The following is a 17,971-nucleotide window of genomic DNA, read 5'->3' as shown; positions in this document are numbered from 1 at the left end:
AGTTAGGAGTTACGAGTTTTAACTCCTAACTTATCACTCTTCAGTGATTACACATACCTTGTTAATTGAACTCGGTAACGGTCTTTTTTTGTAACGGCGATTTCGCCAACTTCTAAACGTCCTTTAGAGCGAATGGCGATTAAGTCGCCTGATTTCACTTGAGAACTAGCTTGGGTAACTTCCTTCCAATTGACGCGGACATCACCAGCATCAATGAAATCAACCATTTTGCTGCGGGACATGCCAAAACCAGCAGATGCGATCGCATCTAATCGCAAAGAAGCCTCCACAGTAGTTAATTCTTTTTTCTTGGGTTCCCGAACCCTTAGTTCAGTTACCTCAATCTGCTGAGTTTTCACAGGAACCGATCGCACCTGTTTAAGACTCATTTCCAAAAACTCCACCAACTCTGGTGCGACAATCGCCTGCGCCCCTCGTTCTCCCAAGACAATAACATCTCCCGTTTTTTCACGAACAATTCCCGTTCCCAACATTGCGCCTAAAAAGTCGCGGTGAGAGGCGGTATCAAACAGGAAATTACCAGCAATTTCCACAGCGACGAGGCTGACTTGAGATTGATCTAAGGGAAGTTCCGAACGAGCGATCGCTATTCTTTGACGTTCAGCTTGCGGATATCCACCCCACGCCGTCAATTGCACTTCTGTTAATCGGTTAAACACCCGTTGAATTTCCGCCAATTCTGGAGGAGAGAGAAAATCAGTCAAAACCACTTCCCAAGTTTTGATCGCTTGCTCTGCTTGGTCGATTACCCGAGCTACACTATCTCGATTTTCAACACCTTTTAAAAGTTCTTCTCGTGGCAACATTCTTAAAAATTATGAGTTATGAATTGAGAATTAATCTGCTATAACTATCTTGATTTTAACTTTAATTCCCATTTCAGCAGATTTTCATCTCTACCAATTTGTTGCATTCCGAATTTTTCCAGAATGCAAATTGAGGCAGTGCGATCGTTCTTTTGAGTTCCGGCTGAGTAAAGGTCAAATTGACCAGTGCTTCTACTGCTTTAAAATCAAATCCCTGCTGGCATCATCTGATAGCACTTCCTATTGGAATTTGTTTTTGATGGCAGCGACTTGAACCACCTCCAAAAAACAGGAAAGCAACTCAAGTCGCTGTGTCGGAATGTGTAAACTATGATTCATTCAATACACAGTATTGGTGTCAGCATAACCTTGGATATTTTCTGGATCAAATTGTCGTAATATTCGGGTTGCTTGCCGAGTGAGAGTTTCAGAACCTTGAACGGCAACTAAATATTTACCCGCATCTAAGCGGTTGCGATAGGGTAAAGCATCACCACTACCTATTAGTAAACCGACTCCACCACCCACAAGTACACCACCCATAGCACCACTCGCAGCACCTAGCAGTCCGCCAACGATGTGATTGCCAACTTCACCCGCCCAGGCAAAAGTATTTAAACCAGTGATGAGGCTGAATGTAAAACCTGCAAAAAAGCCAAATGGTATCAGCCAGGTTGCCATCAGTTTTGCTTGCTTTTTAGCTTGGTCTTTGGGGTCAATTAAGCCAAACTCGTCAGCCGTTTTATATCCCCTCCCCAGGATGGTACTGTTTATGCCTTCTTTTTCTAAAGCTAAGTAAGCAGCTTCGGCTTGAATGCGGTCTTGTAATACGGCAACAAGGTAATTCATTGATTTTACAATTTGTCTAATAGAAGTTTTGCCTTAATTAACAGCGTATCAGTCCTGGTCGAATCAAACCGTTGTGCGGAGTCATTTGTCATTTGTCATTGGTCAAATGGCACTAGGTTAAGACACGACACAGCCTTAAGGCCTAACCGTGTACACACAAGTCGAATTACCCCCCTTAATCCCCCCTTGCAAAGGGGGGAAAAATCCGGTTCTCCCTGCCTTGGCAAGCTACGGTGTACACACAAGTCGAAAAAAGCTTGATTTTCCATTCATTGTTTTCTCGTTGATCTCGTTCCCAGTCTCCGACTGGGAATGCCTGATTTAGAGGCTCTGCCTCTAATCAGATATTGAGTCAGAGACTCAATTAATGCATTCCCAGTCTGAGACTGGGAACGAGGAAATGCTTATCAAGCTAGGTTTTTAGGACTTGTGTGTACACCGTAGGCCTTGGCAAGGGGGAGTTAGAGGGGGTGAGAAGGACTTGTGTGTACACCGTAGGTATTAAGGCTGGGAACGAATTGATAATCAGGCTACACATGCCTTTGGGCTTTTCTTAATCCTAACCAATAACTAATGACTAATGACTAATGACTATTATGGATTTTTTAGCAACCCCCTGAAATACTGTGAATTACGAGTGGCGTTGGGTTAAAAAAGAAACATGAAAATCATCAAACCCATCACCAATTGGTTAGAAACCCGCGCCAGTGCCCCTGCATACGGCGGTTGGGTACTAGCAGCAACGGCGATTTGTTTTTTTGGGGCAGGTATAAATACGATGGCTGGTTGGCTGTACGCCATTAGCGGCATCAGTTTTGCCCTTTTGGGTGTAGCAGCCATTTTACCGCCGCGATCGCTCACAGGTCTATCCATCACCCGCCGTCCCATGCAACCTGTGTCAGCAGGCGATGATCTGACTGTGGAATTAGAAATCCGCAATCAGACACAGCAGCCTGTAACTTTGTTGCAAGTCGAGGATATGCTGCCTTTCGTTTTAGGGAAACCAATACAAAAGGCGATAGAAACAATTCCTAGTCAAGGCAGTTACCGTTGGGTATATTACCACCCTACCCAGCGCCGGGGCGTTTATCGCTGGCACACAGTCGAACTGGGTTCTGGTGCGCCTTTAGGATTATTTTGGTGTCGCCGTCAACGTGATTGTGCAGCCACAGCGATCGTTTATCCGACAGTGTTACCCTTAGCTACCTGTCCCTTAGTGGATGAAATGGGGCAAGAAGAGAGCAAAAGGGGCGATCCTCGTGGCAGACCCTTGCAGACAGCGACAACGGGGCTGGTGCGATCGCTCCGTCCTTACCGCGTTGGAGATCCCACTCGTCTGATTCACTGGCGGACTAGCGCTCGTTATGGAGAATTAAGGGTGCGGGAGTTAGAAATGGTGACAGGTGGACAAGAAATAGTTATTGCCCTTGACAGCGCTAGCAATTGGGAAGAAGAAAACTTTGAGCAAGCAGTAATTGCCGCCGCATCGCTGTATTTTTATGGGCAGCAACAGCAATTACAGGTGCAACTATGGACAGCATCCACAAATTTAATTAAAGGCGATCGCTTTGTTCTAGAAACCTTAGCAGCAACCACAGCCCTAGAAGATGCTAGTTCAGTAGTTCCTAAAAGCTATCCTTTGATTTGGCTGACTCAAAACCTCCTGAGTCTCTCTACTCTTCCTCAAGGTAGCCGCTGGGTTTTGTGGCCAAATATTTCCTCACCAGCAGAACAAGAGGTAACCAATTGGGAACATCCTGGTATAGTTTTGCAAAGCGATCGCCCTCTGCAACCCCAACTACAAAAAACATTACGTTCATAAAGGTATTGGGTATTGGGTATTGGGCATGGGGCATTGGGCATGATTATTTCCTTGTCCCCACTCCCCACTCCCTAGTCCCCAGTCCCCAGTCCCCAGTCCCCAGTCCCCAGTCCCCACTCCCCAGACTTAAGCTTCTATGATTTCTTAGATTTTCTCTGATCCCAGCCCACCGGACATATCAGCCTTTGAACAAACAAGGTTGGGGAAATACACCCAGTAATCCCCTAGTGCGACTGAGGTACAATGCAAAGAAATATTTAAATTATGAGCGACATGATCACATCAGAACATAACACAAAATCCAGCGATAAAAGCCTAGAGGCAATGCGGCATTTTTCCGAGCAATACGCCAAGCGTACTGGAACATACTTCTGTTCTGAACCTTCTGTTACCGCAGTTGTGATTGAAGGACTAGCTAAACATAAAGACGAACTAGGTGCGCCTTTATGTCCCTGTCGCCATTACGAAGATAAAGAAGCTGAGGTTCACGCCACATATTGGAACTGTCCTTGTGTGCCAATGAGAGAACGCAAAGAATGTCATTGCATGTTGTTCCTCACCCCTGATAACGAGTTTGCTGGAGAACAACAAGAAATCTCTCTCGAAACAATTAAAGAAGTAAGAGACAGTATGGGATGAGCGAAACCATCCCCCAAGAGTTTTGGCAAGGCGTAGAACAATTTAATTCTGGTCAGTTCTACGCCTGTCATGACACTTTAGAGGCTTTGTGGATTGAAGCCAGTGAACCGGAAAAAAGCTTTTATCAAGGCATTCTCCAAATTGCTGTCGCACTGTATCATTTGGAGAATCGGAACTGGCGAGGTGCAGTAATTTTACTAGGAGAAGGCAGCAATCGTCTACGCCGTTACCCATCTAGTTACGAGGGTGTTGACGTAGACGAGCTATTGAGTCAGAGCGCAACATTGTTGACGACATTACAACAAATAGGGCAAGACAAGATTGCATCAGGTGATCTGGGCGAAAATAAAGTATTATCTTTGCCTAGAATTGTGCTGACTACTGATTAGACATCTGGTGAAATTAGTTATGCATTACCCGAAATCCTTGGTAGGCAAAATTTATGTAGACGTAGAGCGGCTACTCTTGTAAGAACGCTTTCAGCATATTGTGCCTACGTCATTTTCATAGAGATGCCAATTACCTGAAACCTTGAGGTTGGGGGTAGCGTCACTATTTCAGCCAGTAGTTATCGTAAATCACTCCAGATTGTATATTTCATATCTGGATAAAGTACTTGAGATAATTAGAATACAAGCTGCAATCCTGAATCCCAAACTCCTATGATGCCCTGCTATCAATTGCCCATATCACAAATGCGTCGCTTTGGATTAGCTTTAATGCTGCCAGCTACACTCTTGGGCGCTTTTACATTCCCTACCCAACTGCAAACTGCTACTGCACAAACAGCTGAGGCAAATCGCCCTTTGACTATCCGTGCTGATGTGCAAGAATATGACGCCAAAAACCAAGTAATCACCGCTCGCGGTAATGTGCAAATGTTGTATCCTTCTCGGCAACTTCAAGCAACATCTGCCCAAGCACAGTATTTTAGTAAAGAACGCCGAATTGATTTCACTGGTAACGTCTATATTTTGCAACAGGGTGGTAACAGTATTCGGGCAGAGAAGGTAACCTATTTAATTGATGAAGGGCGATTTGTCGCTCTACCTCAATCCAACCGTCAGGTAGAGTCCATCTACATGATTCAGGAATCAGAGAATAATGGACAAACTGCGGCACCTGCCCCACAGACACCAGCATTCAAGCCTTCTAATTAGCATTTACCACCAAGAAAGGGTGCCTCCAGCGTGAAAATTGTTTTAGAGAATATTCACAAATCTTACGGTAAACGAGTAATTGTCAATCGTGTAAACCTTTCTGTTGCTCAGGGCGAAATCGTTGGTTTACTAGGCCCCAATGGGGCTGGTAAAACAACGACCTTTTACATTGCGACAGGTCTAGAAAAACCTAATCAAGGAAAAGTCTGGCTAGGTAATCTGGATGTTACGGGAATGCCAATGCATAAAAGAGCACGATTGGGTATTGGTTATTTAGCACAAGAACCAAGTGTTTTTCGTCAACTCTCGGTACAGGATAATATTCTGTTGGTGCTAGAGCAAACGAATGTGCCACGATGGGAGTGGTCAAGACGACTGACAACTTTACTGCGGGAGTTTCGGTTGGAAAAATTAGCTAATAGCAAAGGAATTCAACTTTCTGGTGGTGAGCGACGACGGACGGAATTAGCAAGGTCTTTAGCTGCTGGGCAAGAAGGGCCAAAATTTTTACTTTTGGATGAACCATTTGCGGGAGTTGATCCGATCGCAGTTTCAGAAATTCAGCAGATTGTGGCACAATTGCGCGATCGCGGTATGGGAATCTTAATTACAGATCATAATGTCCGCGAAACCCTGGCCATCACCGATCGCGCCTATATCATGCGCGAGGGGCAAATCCTCGCTTTTGGTGGTGCTGACGAACTCTACGGTAACCCCCTCGTGCGGCAATATTATTTAGGGGATAATTTTCAAGTCTAAATTAACAATTATTTAATTAATAATTTCAAAGGATATTTTGATTTTTATTCTTAAACATGAATTTATTAGTTAATTTTTTGCTATTTAAAATTAAATTTTGATACTAAATACAGTAGATATACTTTACTTCACCAGGGTTGCCAATATTTAACTGTTAAACCGGCTTATGATATCAAAGAAGTTCACGTCTTTTTACAGTCTCCATTCGCTGTTGCCTTTTACGATCATGGATCGCTATCTTACCAGCGAATTGTTAGCGCCGTTTTTCTTTGGTGTCGGAGCTTTTTCATCAATTGGCGTCACTATTGATGCTGTATTTGATCTGGTCAGAAAAATCGTAGAATCTGGGCTACCCGTAGATATTGCTATTCAAGTTTTTTTGTTAAAGTTTCCCAACTTTATCGTTTTAGCTTTTCCTATGTCTACGCTGCTGGCTACTTTGATGACCTACAGTCGTCTTTCTAGCGAGAGCGAATTAATTGCCCTGCGTGGTTGTGGGGTGAGTGTTTATCGGATGGTGCTAACTGCTGTGATGCTGAGTCTTTTAGTCACAGGAATGACGTTTGTGTTTAACGAACAAATTGCGCCAGCAGCAAATTACCAAGCAGCAACGACTTTAGAGAAAGCCCTTAAATCAGACAAACCAACTTTTAAACAGCAAAATATTTTCTATCCTGAATACCAGGATGTTGTCCAGCCAGATGGCTCTAAAAGTAGGATATTAACACGCTTGTTTTACGCCGACCAATTTGATGGTAAGCGTATGACAGGTTTGACGATTATAGATCGCTCAACAAAAGGTCTGAATCAAATTTTGGTATCTGAATCTGCCCAGTGGAATCCTTCTCAAAATGTCTGGGATTTTTACAACGGCACGATCTATTTTGTCGCTGCCGATCGCTCCTATCGCAACATTGTTAGATTTGAACAGCAACAATTGCAACTACCGCGCACGCCATTAAGTCTGGCAGAAAAAAGCCGAGACTATGGTGAAATGAATATTTCTGAAGCACTAAATCAACTAGAAGTAGAATATCTTGGTGGCGATCGCCAAAAAATTCGTAAACTCCAAGTGCGAATTCAACAAAAAATCTCTTTACCCTTTGTCTGTGTAGTTTTTGGCTTGGTAGGCGCAGCGATGGGAAGCATACCCCAGCGGACTGGAAGAGGTACCAGCTTTGGGATTAGCGTCGTAGTAATTTTTTCGTACTACTTAATTTTCTTTATTAGTGGTGCGATCGCACAAGCAGGTGTCCTCTCTCCCTTTATGGGAGCTTGGTTGCCCAACTTTGCTTTCTTGGGAATAGGTTTATTCTTATTGATGCGAGTTGCCAAACGATAAATTGAAATAGTATGCAGCAGGAGAAGAAGCAAGGGAGCAGGGGGCAAGGGGGACAAGGGGACTTGAGGATAACTTGCAATAAATCTTTCCCCTTGTCTCCAATTCTCTTTGTCCTCTTGCCAATGCCCATGCCCAATGCCCAATGCCCAATGCCCAATGCCCAATTCCTTCATCCCCCCACCTCAATTACGGGTGATAATTTCGGCATTCGGGTGCATCTGGATTTTCCTTGCAGTATTCTTCAAAAGAGACTTTAGCTGATACCATACCCTCAGATTTCTGATGAGCTGCTTCTGCTTGGAGTTCTTCTACCTCATCCCAGGCGACTGCACAGGGTTTAGAATAAGCACCTTGTTCGGTGCAAATAGCACGAGCCTGATCAATTGCTTTTTTAATTCTCTCTTCCAGCAGTAAGGCTCTTGGCGCTTCTACAAAGTCGCTTTTAGTCAAAATGTCGGTAATCGAGATGATGCCCAGCAGCTTGCCTTGAATCACAGGTGCTCGATGAATACCAGTATTAGCAAATAACCGCGCTACATATTCCACACCCAAATCAGGATTGACCACAATGCAGGGCTTGCTCATAATTTCATAAACCCGTACTTGCTTTGGGTCTTTACCGTAGGCTGTTATTTTATAGACAATATCCGTTTCTGTCACAATACCATAAGCATCATTGTCATAGCGGCGATCCACAACCAGCGCCCGTAATCCTTTATCTTTCATCAGCCCCACCGCTTCAGCAACAGTTGCCGAACCGCGAATGGTAACTACCTCTTTAGTCATGATATCTTCAGCTTTCATCATTGCTGTAGTCTCCTGGTTAATAGTCCGGTGCAGCACTGCGCCCTCATGGACGTATCGAAGCATTGCAGCGCACAGTTGGCTAACTAAAAAGTAAAAAAAGTTGAACTTTTGCCCAGCTACAACAATAAGTTAGACCAGTTATCAATTTCTGATGTTATCCAATGTGACCAAATAATTACTAATTCATAATTGAAGAGGGTACAGCAGTCTTTGGAAGCGCTATATTTAGAGCCATTTATTTTTTAATTGCCGACAATTGCCATATTTTCCAAAAATAGCTAGAAGTCCAATTAGTAATAATGTGAGCGACAATTGGCACTAATAAGTTGCCCGTGAGCAGGGTGCTATATGCCAATATTATCCCGACAATCGTTGCCCAAATCACATAGGGCCATTGTTGAGAACCGCTAAGATGCAAGATGCCAAAGCAAAGACTGGATACAATTACAGCTGTAAAATCAGAGCCTAAAGCTGGCAGCATCACACCTCTAAATAATAATTCTTCACTCAAGCCTGGTAGTAACCCCAGCCAAATTAAGTCTGGTAAAGCTAAAGGTTTTAGTACCACTTCTAGGTAATAATCTGCACTTTTACGATAGGCAGTCCAAAGGCGATAAGTTAAGCCACTTAACGCGGTGATCAGGAATCCCAATCCTACACCTAAAAGCAATTCTCTTTGGTTCAAATCCCAAGAAAATAGGGAAAAGTTACCAAAGTATAACGAAAGTTTGGCGACTATCAACAAAATGATTGCAGTCGCTCCCATCGCTCCAAGTACTTGGATGCGCGTCAGGTATGGAATTTCTGGCTCTTGCTTTTGTTGTTCAACCACGGGTTTTTAGGGGAGTTGGGCAGGGGGCAGGGGGTAGGGGACAGGGGGCAGGGAGCAGGGGGCAGGGGAAGAATAACAAATGACAAATGACTAATGACTAATGACTAATGACTAATGACTAATCACAAATTGATTGCAAAGGTGATAATTTGGGACGGAGAGCGGAGGGATTGATGCCTGCTTTGTGTGCCACTAATACACCCACTGCTTCTAAATATGAGTTTACCTGTATAGTTTTGATCCCCAACGGTTGGGGAGGAACTTTTATCAGAGTTTTATTTTCTTCTACTGTAATTATTTGGCATCCTCTTTGGCTTAAACTCAGTAAAGCACTACTACCACAAGCATTTGCAGGTGCGATCGCAGCATCCACTTCATCTGTCCAAATATCTCCTGGCTGTGATGCCATTGCTCCTTTCTCTACTATAAATTGTGGGGCACGACTTAATCCTACAAGCACGCATGGCAAAAAGGTATAGCCCAATTCTTCGGCGGCGGAACGGGGGGATAAATCAGGTTGTGGAGGTTCGCTCAAAAGGGCAGGAGAATGGGCGCAAGGAATTTGAAAGGTTCGCACTAGCAAATGGCTAATTACGGCTTCTGCACCCGCTAAAGGATCTACACCTTCACCCTGGCGGTATTTTTGTACTGCTTCCTCATCCATATCATCAGGGAAACGGGCAACAACTGCGATCGCTTCTGCCCCCGCTTTTTTTATTAATATCTCAGCTGCTCGTAACAAGCTATCTGGGTTGCCAATTGTTCCCCAACTAGCTCCCGATGCTGTAGTGCGTAATTCTACATTTAATGGCGCATCAGTAATTACATAATCTGTTAAAGTCAATCCCAGAGTTGCTCTAACTGCATCCGCTGCTTGTATATGTCGTAGCCGTAACTCTGGCTCAATGGCTTGGTCTAAAAGCAAACCTACCTTATTGCTGCGGACTGGACGCAAACCCCAGCATCCAGAAGCGAATTTGTCAAGCCCATAACCTTCAACATAAAAAGCGTTTGGCAGATTCCAGTATAAACTTGCGCCATTAAGGACATTGGGGTGAGTAATTAGGCGATCGCAAACCTGTGCTATAACTTTGGCAACAGGCAAAGCGTCTCCTGCATAACCCCCAATGGCAGCCCCAACGCCAGTTGGTACGATTAAAATAGCGGTATATGGACGATTCATCTTAAGTTAAGAGTGATGAGTTTATGAATCACAAGCCATCAAATCCTAACTCTTGTACAGACGCGATTAATCACGTCTCTTTTCCTAACTATTGGGGAGCATCTTGCTTTTGTAAAAACACGTTTGCCCTAGCGACTAGAAGTCGCGGCTACACATACAAAACCCGCCTACGCGGGTTATAAAACTCGATTTTCTACTAGTCCACGCAGATGGATTTAGCTTGTGTAGTAGCGAATTATATTCGCTCAAAACTCATCCTGAGTATCTCAAGAAGAAGTTAGAAGAAATTTATCTCCAGATCATGACATCCTGTGGCTGAATAATTTTCTTGTTGGTAATCACTTGGCAAAGATTACGCCGTAGTAGATTCGTGCCACGAATCTACTATACAGTTTACCCGAAGACTGTTCCTATATCTAGTCTCCACTCCTGTTTGAGCAATTGCTGGAAAGTCGTTTCCCGAATTAGCATCTGCTCATATAGCACAAGCAAAAACTCTTGAGCTTGTTCATGGGACATCTGTTCCACTTTGTCGGCAAAGCAACGGATACTAAATTCTTGTTCTAATGATAATTCGATGGGTTGATTCATTCTTGGCTCCTGCATTAATTGGGGCGAAAATGAGAAGCTCAATACTAGCGTCTTTGATATGTTTCAATGACCAGAATCCAGATTGAGCCTCTCTAATTACCGTTTCAGACTTTTAGTTAGTAACTAACCTGTTTATAGAGAGTTATTGAAATAGGTTGCCCAGAGAGTTCCAGTTACTCCAAGAGCGATTAACAGGTATGTAAAAAATTTGCCTAATTCAGGTTGTTGTCCTAGTACCTTATCTTCTTGACCACCAGTGAAAAATAATGACCAAGCTTGATTGGCATTAATTTTCTCAAAGTTGTTAAAACTAGGTCTGAAAACTACTGCTCCAAGCAAATTTTTATTGGGGAAATCAAAATCGGTTTTCATAATGTCTTCTCTATTGTTTTATTGATTTGATCAGGAGTTTATTGTTATCTGTTAACTAAATTCTGACATCAGGGATTTTTGCCCCTCTTAGATTAGTCATTAGGCTGATTTTTTTCAAATCTGCCTGAGCGGATCAGTCTAAAAATTCATTGGCATCCATATTGGTTGCCTCGCAACGAGTAGCGTTATCGCTGGATGTTTTTATTATAGCTATATTTCGGAATATTGAGTTTTATTTCAAATTGCAAAAAAATATTAAGTTAATTTTTCCATATTTACCTTGGAGATGCGTAGGCGTCTCGCGCCTGTCACCAGACATTGCAGTTTTGCCTCAGAAATAGCTCTGTATCTACCCTCTTGCGGTAAAGTTGCATAAGAACGTGCATCTAAAGCCAGGAGGAAAGAGTTGTGAAAGCAGTCTTGATGACGGCAGCTGGCAGTCCCGAAGTTCTGCAATTACAGGAAGTGCCAAACCCTGCTGTTCCTGTAGGTAATACTGAACTTTTAGTGCGTTTGGTAGCGGCCGGAATTAACCCCATTGACACTAAACTTCGTAGTCGAGGCACTTTCTACCCCGATCGCACGCCGACAATTTTAGGATGTGATGGTGCGGGTATTGTCGAAGCAGTGGGTGCTGGTGTTCAGCGTTTTCGCACAGGTGATGAGGTATATTTTTGCTATGGTGGTTTGGGCGCACACCAAGGCAATTATGCTGAATATACTGTTGTGGATGAGCGGTTTGTGGCACGTAAACCCGCCTCTATCTCCTTTGCTGAAGCAGCCGCAGCGCCTTTGGTGTTAATAACCGCCTGGGAAGCTTTATATGAACGGGGACGATTGGAACCTGGGGAACGGGTTTTGATTCATGCGGGGGCTGGTGGTGTCGGTCATGTAGCAATTCAATTGGCTAAACTCAAAGGTGCTACTGTTTCCACTACAGTCAGTTCTGAGGAAAAAGCTAATTTTGTCAAAGAATTGGGTGCTGACCATGTAATTTTTTACAAACAAACAGACTTTGTGCAAGCGGTATTAGATTGGACTGGCGGGGAAGGCGTAGACTTGGCTTTTGATACCATCGGCGGCGAAATCTTTCACAACACCTTCCCCGCAGTGCGAGTCTATGGCGATATTGTGACGATTCTCGAACCAGATGCCAATACAGTTTGGAAAACTGCTAGGCTACGCAATCTCCGCATTGGTTTAGAATTAATGTTGACACCAGCGTTGCTAGGATTGGAGGAAATTCTCCAGCACCATGCAGAAATTCTCGAACAATCCGCCACTTGGATCGATGAAGGCAAGTTAAAAATCCATGTTAGTCACAAGTTTCCTTTGAAAGAAGCAGCTAAAGCTCACCAATTAATTGAAAGCGGGTCTGTGACGGGTAAAATTGTTCTGCTGATTAGCGACGAATGAAAGAACTTTTTGCATAAATTATTTTTTAAACGCAGAGGCACACAGAGGTTAAACGCAAAAGTACGCAGAGGGGTTTCTCTGTACTCCTTTGCGTTTCTTTGCGTTTTTTTAATTCTTCTCCTCTTCCTCCCCCTATCTGCTTGGGCAGCACAAACGCAGCCAGAACGCACACCCTTAACTCTGGAATTATTACAAGAACGACTGCGTACACCCACACTCCGCGAAGGTAGTCTGACTGTCGATTTGCAAAAGATGGTTATTGATTTACGCCCAGAAAACGCTAGCTTTCGTGATGCTTTTTACCAATTATTGCGAAAAGAATTAGGTGCAAAACCTTTAGGTTTAGACCTCAGCTATGCTTTGATTTTGGGTGATTTTGTAGGCAGCGATTTGGGTTTAAGAACACCCTTGTATGTAAAAGCGATGTCTGGCGACAAGCCGCGAGGCGTCTACGCTCCCATTTTCACTGCTACCGAACAAGAAGAACTAGAACGTTTACGCTTTGTTTGTCTAGAGTCACTTGCGATGTCTACGACGGGCTACGCCTACGCTTTACCCAACTCAAAAGATTGTCGATCGCTTTTAGGAACAGAGTCAACCCCAGCGAGTGAAATCGCCGTCTTTCGTGGTGCTTTGACACTGGTGCAAACTCGCTTCAATGGCGAAGTGAAGTTCTCCAATACATTTTTTCTTCAGTCTGTGGATGCCCAAGGTGCAAATTTTCTCCAACTTACTAACTGGACTGAAAGCAGATTCGCTCGTCCCGTTAGTTTCACCAGCGCTAACTTCCGGCAACCAAGCAATTTTCAGAGCAGTATTTTTTTTGAAAAAGCTAATTTCAAAAAAATCAAATTTCAGGAACTTGCTGATTTTCAAGGCAGTATTTTTGAAAAAACTGCTAACTTCAACCAAGCGACTTTTAAACTTTTGGCTAAATTCAGTAGTGTGCAATGGCAAGGGAATGCTGATTTTTCTGATGTGTACTTTGCTAATCAAGCCCAGTTTACTAAAGCAGATTTTAATCAGTTCCTCCTTTTAACAGAAGCGACTTTTGAGCAAGCTGTAAGCTTCCGGGAAGCGGAGTTTAACAAATCGGTAAATCTGCAAGGTGCAAACATTCTTAACCAAGCAGATTTTAGTGATGCGATATTTGCGACAGAAGCTTGTTTAAGCGTACCTGGTTTAACTTTTAACTCTAACCAAGCGAAAATTTTAGGTAATCCCGGTCAGATTGGTAAGATGTTCTGTATCCCAACATTGCAAGGTAATCAAAATATCTTGCGGAATTTGGGGCAAAATTTCCGTCAGCAACAGCAAGTTGCCGATGCTAATGAACTGGAATATACAAAACAACGACTGCGATTAATAGAGTTCGGCCGTCGTCTGACAGCTATAAATATTAATAGTGCTTCTGTTGCAAGTTTGATTAAACTGGGTTTTTCTGCAACTCAAGCCCAAGCGATCGCCCAGCGTCGTCTGCTAAAATCCTTTCGCAACAGTAGTGAGTTACTCACCATAGCAGACATCGATTTAGAAAAATATACCCAATTAAGCGATCGCTTAATTGTTGGCGAAACCCTTTCTATACTTGGCTGGTTACTGCAAGCTTGGAGTTGGTTGGCGTTGAGTGTATTGCTGTTGTTGAGTGGCTATGGTACAAATTTTTGGTTAGTGTTTGGCGTGGGAGGATTAGCGATCGCTTATTTCGGCTTACTATTTTGGCTGGTGGATCGCTATCGTCGGCTGCATCCCGTACCAATTATTCCCACATTCTACGAAACCATTTCGATATTAATCAGTTTTAGCGTTTTAGAATTCTTCAGCTTACTAGCGATCTTTCGCAATGCTCAACAACCTTGGCTGACATTGGGGTGTCTTTTAATAATTATTGTCCCTGTCCCAATGGCTTTATTGATTCGACTTTATCAACAAGGTCGTTATCACGATTTAATGGACGTTTCTTACTTCACAGAAGACGGTACATTTCGCCAGTTACGATTATTGATTGGGCGTTTGCCAGTGATACCAAGAAATCAAACATTTCGGGAACGATATATGCCCTTATTGTGCGATCGCCGTTGGAATTGGCTCAATTACTATGATTTTAGCCTCAACAATCTAGTTAAATTAGGATTTAACGACATTCGTCTACGAGATGAACATTTACCAGGTATCATCTCTGCACTTGCTTGGTATCAATGGAGTTTCGGTTTAATTTACATCACCCTAGTTTTGTGGACACTTTCCCGCACAATTCCTGGATTGAATTTGCTGATTTATCTGAAGTAGCTATCTAACATCTTTGGGCTGCTACTGTCGATTGAAAACTTTAATATAGCAATCCTAAATGCAATACGCTTGGGTTAAGCGCTACTTGTACAAAATCGTGGGTTTTTGAGTTTTTGAGACGCGATAAATCGCCGTCTCTACAAGTGAAAATGCGCGATGTCCAGATCCCCGACTTCTTCGAGAAGTCGGGGATCTAATTTTTCACGAATGATTTAGGATTGCTATATATTGATAAATTGGGCGCTAAATCAGTAGTGGTCGCAATACTGCACGCTTTGTGCATTTTTAACTCGGAATTGGGTTTGGGAAAAGGTTAAAGAGTAAAGGTTAAAGGTTTTTTCTTTCCCTTTTCCCCTTCACCGACAAGTATTGGTAGTGGTCGGATTTACTCCTCCTGCCTACTTCAATGTGATTACAGCAAGGTTACACCGCCATCCACAGGCAAAATAACCCCTGTTATGTAGGGATTGGCGATCAAACTTAATATTGCTTGCGCCACCTCTTCTGCTTGCCCAAGATGCTGGACAGGTAAGGATGTTTCAGCCCACTTTGTTAGGTCTGAGCGTTCAGACTCGCTTTGACTGCTCCAAATACTGATATCTTCTATCAGTCCGGGGGCAATTACATTCACCCGAATCGGTGAAATTTCTAACGCCAGCGATCGCCCAAAAGTGGCAACGGCTCCATTTGCGGCTGCGATCGCAGAAATCCCCCCCATTTTTGAAGATTTGAAGATAGTAACACTGGATGTTAGGGTAATAGAGCCGTCAGTCGCTATATTTTTCAGCGATGCACGCACAGCAAAGAACGTTCCCCAGAATTTATCCATCCCACCTTGAGCGGTTTGTGTGGTCATCTCTGCTAAAAGCGATCGCGGCATATTTCTGTCTCCCATAGCCGTTACAATCAAATGATCGAAGTTTCCAATCTGCTCAAAAAAAGCATTGACTGAATCTTCCTTCAAGACATCAACAGTTTTGCCCTCAATTTCTCCAGAAATTAATGCGATCGCCTCATTTAATTTCTCTTGAGATGAGTGGGAAAGTATAACTTTTGCCCCTACTTCTACCATCTTTTGGGCGATCGCCAGATCGACCCCTGAACTGATGCCAAGAATCACCACTTTCTTGCCTGATAGCAACTTAAACATTGTTTCGCCTGATAAAAGTAAAAAGTATACAATCTATTTTTCAATTAACAAAACTTTTATCTATAGGAGTCATATTTGATTTTTGACAAAATTCAGTACAATTTGAAGAGACTTGTTTCTTATTCCCTATTTCCTATTCTCTGCCTATCGTGTACTCAAATAATTTCAGAAATTAAAGTGGATTCCTATATCAAATAACTTTTACCCAACTCAGCACTCAGTACTCTTCATTGGCTTCTTTGCTGAAACTAATAAATAGCCGATAGATGAAGTATTTAACAAACCATCTATCGCACTCACATTTGCCTGATAGGTTTCTTCATCTATATCTTTGGCTTGAAATTCCTCTGCCAAACAAGATTTTAGATGTCGATAATGTGTTAGCCAGCACTCATCTGTTGCGTCCACAAATTTTAAAAGTTGGAATCCTGCTTGTTGATAAAGATTTTTATACTCCTCAATATCTTTATCTTTGATAATATTTTCCTGTGGAACAATCCAATCACCGAAATACTGTATATTTTCAAAGATGATATCAGAGAGGATGAGATGGCCTCCTGGCTTCAATACTCGCCAAGCCTCTTTGAGAAACTTCTCCCTGTTATCAAAGTAGAAGGCTGCTTCAACACAGATGATGTTATCAAATGAATTATCCTCAAATTCCATCTGTACAGCATCCATGCAAATAAATTTGCACTCTGGGGTGTTAACTGTACTTCTTTCAATTTGTTGGGGCGAAATATTAATGCCCACAACATCAGTAGGCGAATAATATTTTAATAGATAACCGGTAGTTGCTCCTAAACCGCAGCCCACATCCAGGATACTTCCCTTCTTTTCGGGAATAAATTCTAAAAGCTTTTCCATCAGGTTAAAACAGGCTGACTGCTGATTTTGAGTATCCAAGAGCCAATAACCTACATTGAAAAACTCTTCTTGACCATATATCTTTCTAGTCCCTGGATTTAGAATTAAACTGTCAAATTTGCTGATATATTCGCTTTTATCCATTTTTACTCACATGTTTTTTTAGAGTTGTTATAAAAATACCAATAGTGTGAAACCAGAGCCTTTATATATAATCCAAAAAATATATTTCCCAGCTTAGATTAACTTGCTCCCTGTGGCAGTGTTATGATTAGAGGTATTACAACAGTTTTTTTGGCTAACAACTATCTTTTACACGAAGAGAATTCTCGCTCTGGTGAGCATGAAATTAGCTATAGATAATAGTAGTTATTGCTTGAGCGAGGTACAAGAATCCCATCCGCAAGCGAGAAGGGAATTATGATGTACCTCATGTCATTAGGAAACTCTATAAAGAGAATATCCTCAAACTGAGTTGAGATTAACTAACAACTAGTAATCAAAATTACTCCTCAACAATTTAAACTGTTTTTGGAATCTAAATCTCTTGTGTATCAGTAAAATTTTCTGGGCTAAGTTCATTTTTTAGTTTGAGTTTTAGCTCCTCTGAAATCGGTAAATCTTTAATTTCTTGAAGTAGAACTTGAACAGATTCGGTTTTGCTACGTTCTTTATAAATAGCATTAACAATGGCTTCAAGTCCGTATCCTGCTACAGTATCCCCTACAACTGTTATTAGACCAAGTAGGGCTATACCTCCAACTATGCCAAAAGGCCCTCCTAACGCTGTAATGGCAGCTGCTACAGCGGCAGAACTACCTCCTGATGTGACCGTTAGAATCACAAGAATGACACCAGGAAGACCCAGACCAGCAAGTTTTTTAACGATTTCGTCCATTTTAATCAACCTCAATTACTTATATATATACTAGTTAAACATTACCAAGGGCAGTAAAATCTATTTAGCCTAATTAAAAACTAAAACTTTTTTCTATTTATTGTCTTTGTAGTCATCTAATTAAACAGATAATCTCAGTTTTATCAATAAAATGCAATAGCTGTATAA

General features: G+C 42.4%; 18 protein-coding genes. 8 read left to right on the top strand and 10 right to left on the bottom strand.

The genetic code is table 11. The features are described from left to right. Nucleotides 1-47: 47 nt before the first annotated feature. Together ACWATR_RS25990 and ACWATR_RS25985 are read right to left on the bottom strand one after the other, a co-directional pair. Complete coding sequence (locus ACWATR_RS25990; RefSeq protein ID WP_420762953.1) at nt 48-827, bottom strand: photosystem II S4 domain protein; 780 nt, start codon at nt 825-827, stop codon at nt 48-50. 339 nt (nt 828-1,166) lie between these two features. Beyond that, nucleotides 1,167-1,676: a hypothetical protein gene (locus tag ACWATR_RS25985; protein ID WP_460338693.1), complete on the bottom strand. Its 510-nt coding sequence runs from the start codon at nt 1,674-1,676 to the stop codon at nt 1,167-1,169. Nucleotides 1,677-2,337: 661 nt separating this feature from the next. Between ACWATR_RS25985 and ACWATR_RS25980 the strand changes: the two genes are divergently transcribed. From ACWATR_RS25980 to ACWATR_RS25955, 6 genes are all read left to right on the top strand, one after another. After that, nucleotides 2,338-3,498, top strand: a complete 1,161-nt coding sequence (locus tag ACWATR_RS25980; RefSeq protein ID WP_460338691.1) for a DUF58 domain-containing protein — start codon at nt 2,338-2,340, stop codon at nt 3,496-3,498. A 273-nt stretch (nt 3,499-3,771) separates the two neighbouring features. Then, complete coding sequence (locus tag ACWATR_RS25975) at nt 3,772-4,137, top strand: ferredoxin thioredoxin reductase catalytic beta subunit (RefSeq protein ID WP_460340683.1); 366 nt, start codon at nt 3,772-3,774, stop codon at nt 4,135-4,137. Then, nucleotides 4,134-4,526: a DUF309 domain-containing protein gene (locus ACWATR_RS25970; protein ID WP_460338690.1), complete on the top strand. Its 393-nt coding sequence runs from the start codon at nt 4,134-4,136 to the stop codon at nt 4,524-4,526. The genes ACWATR_RS25975 and ACWATR_RS25970 overlap by 4 nt, the downstream gene beginning before the upstream one ends. A gap of 273 nt (nt 4,527-4,799) precedes the next feature. Continuing rightward, nucleotides 4,800-5,297, top strand: a complete 498-nt coding sequence (locus ACWATR_RS25965) for an LptA/OstA family protein (RefSeq protein ID WP_460338689.1) — start codon at nt 4,800-4,802, stop codon at nt 5,295-5,297. Nucleotides 5,298-5,327: 30 nt separating this feature from the next. Further along, complete coding sequence (lptB, locus tag ACWATR_RS25960) at nt 5,328-6,056, top strand: LPS export ABC transporter ATP-binding protein (RefSeq protein WP_069068211.1); 729 nt, start codon at nt 5,328-5,330, stop codon at nt 6,054-6,056. A gap of 226 nt (nt 6,057-6,282) precedes the next feature. After that, a complete protein-coding gene (locus ACWATR_RS25955) occupies nt 6,283-7,398 on the top strand; it encodes an LptF/LptG family permease (RefSeq protein ID WP_460338688.1) in 1,116 nt (371 codons plus the stop codon). Nucleotides 7,399-7,584: 186 nt separating this feature from the next. Here ACWATR_RS25955 and ACWATR_RS25950 read toward each other — a convergent pair whose 3' ends face one another. From ACWATR_RS25950 to ACWATR_RS25930, 5 genes are all read right to left on the bottom strand, one after another. After that, complete coding sequence (locus tag ACWATR_RS25950) at nt 7,585-8,205, bottom strand: CP12 domain-containing protein (RefSeq protein ID WP_181932650.1); 621 nt, start codon at nt 8,203-8,205, stop codon at nt 7,585-7,587. Nucleotides 8,206-8,440: 235 nt separating this feature from the next. Next, nucleotides 8,441-9,037, bottom strand: coding sequence for a CPBP family intramembrane glutamic endopeptidase (locus ACWATR_RS25945; protein ID WP_460338686.1), 597 nt, complete (start codon nt 9,035-9,037; stop codon nt 8,441-8,443). A 118-nt stretch (nt 9,038-9,155) separates the two neighbouring features. Beyond that, on the bottom strand, nt 9,156-10,220 hold the full coding sequence (locus ACWATR_RS25940) for a DUF3326 domain-containing protein (protein ID WP_460338684.1): 1,065 nt from the start codon (nt 10,218-10,220) through the stop codon (nt 9,156-9,158). A 393-nt stretch (nt 10,221-10,613) separates the two neighbouring features. Beyond that, the gene (locus ACWATR_RS25935; protein WP_460338682.1) at nt 10,614-10,811 is read right to left on the bottom strand and encodes an NblA/ycf18 family protein; all 198 of its coding nucleotides are present in this window, start codon (nt 10,809-10,811) and stop codon (nt 10,614-10,616) included. A 132-nt stretch (nt 10,812-10,943) separates the two neighbouring features. Beyond that, nucleotides 10,944-11,183 (bottom strand): hypothetical protein, encoded by a 240-nt coding sequence (locus tag ACWATR_RS25930; RefSeq protein WP_181930033.1) that lies wholly within the window; start codon nt 11,181-11,183, stop codon nt 10,944-10,946. 408 nt (nt 11,184-11,591) lie between these two features. Here ACWATR_RS25930 and ACWATR_RS25925 point away from each other — a divergent pair, with 408 nt between their 5' ends. After that, nucleotides 11,592-12,599: a zinc-dependent alcohol dehydrogenase family protein gene (locus ACWATR_RS25925; protein WP_460338680.1), complete on the top strand. Its 1,008-nt coding sequence runs from the start codon at nt 11,592-11,594 to the stop codon at nt 12,597-12,599. Between the two features lie 9 nt (nt 12,600-12,608). Beyond that, entirely contained in the window at nt 12,609-14,888 is a 2,280-nt protein-coding gene (locus ACWATR_RS25920) for a pentapeptide repeat-containing protein (protein ID WP_460338678.1), read from the top strand. Nucleotides 14,889-15,300: 412 nt separating this feature from the next. Here ACWATR_RS25920 and ACWATR_RS25915 read toward each other — a convergent pair whose 3' ends face one another. The 3 genes from ACWATR_RS25915 to ACWATR_RS25905 all read right to left on the bottom strand — a co-directional run bounded on the left by ACWATR_RS25915 (nt 15,301) and on the right by ACWATR_RS25905 (nt 17,803). Continuing rightward, nucleotides 15,301-16,038 (bottom strand): SDR family oxidoreductase, encoded by a 738-nt coding sequence (locus tag ACWATR_RS25915; RefSeq protein ID WP_460338676.1) that lies wholly within the window; start codon nt 16,036-16,038, stop codon nt 15,301-15,303. A 210-nt stretch (nt 16,039-16,248) separates the two neighbouring features. Then, on the bottom strand, nt 16,249-17,049 hold the full coding sequence (locus ACWATR_RS25910; protein ID WP_460338674.1) for a class I SAM-dependent methyltransferase: 801 nt from the start codon (nt 17,047-17,049) through the stop codon (nt 16,249-16,251). Between the two features lie 394 nt (nt 17,050-17,443). After that, a complete protein-coding gene (locus ACWATR_RS25905; RefSeq protein WP_460338672.1) occupies nt 17,444-17,803 on the bottom strand; it encodes a hypothetical protein in 360 nt (119 codons plus the stop codon). Between the last annotated feature and the right edge of the window lie 168 nt (nt 17,804-17,971).

This window comes from Nostoc sp. UIC 10890 (assembly GCF_054786515.1).
Note: the sequence above shows the minus strand (reverse complement) of the source record. Positions and strands in the feature narration are given on the sequence as shown.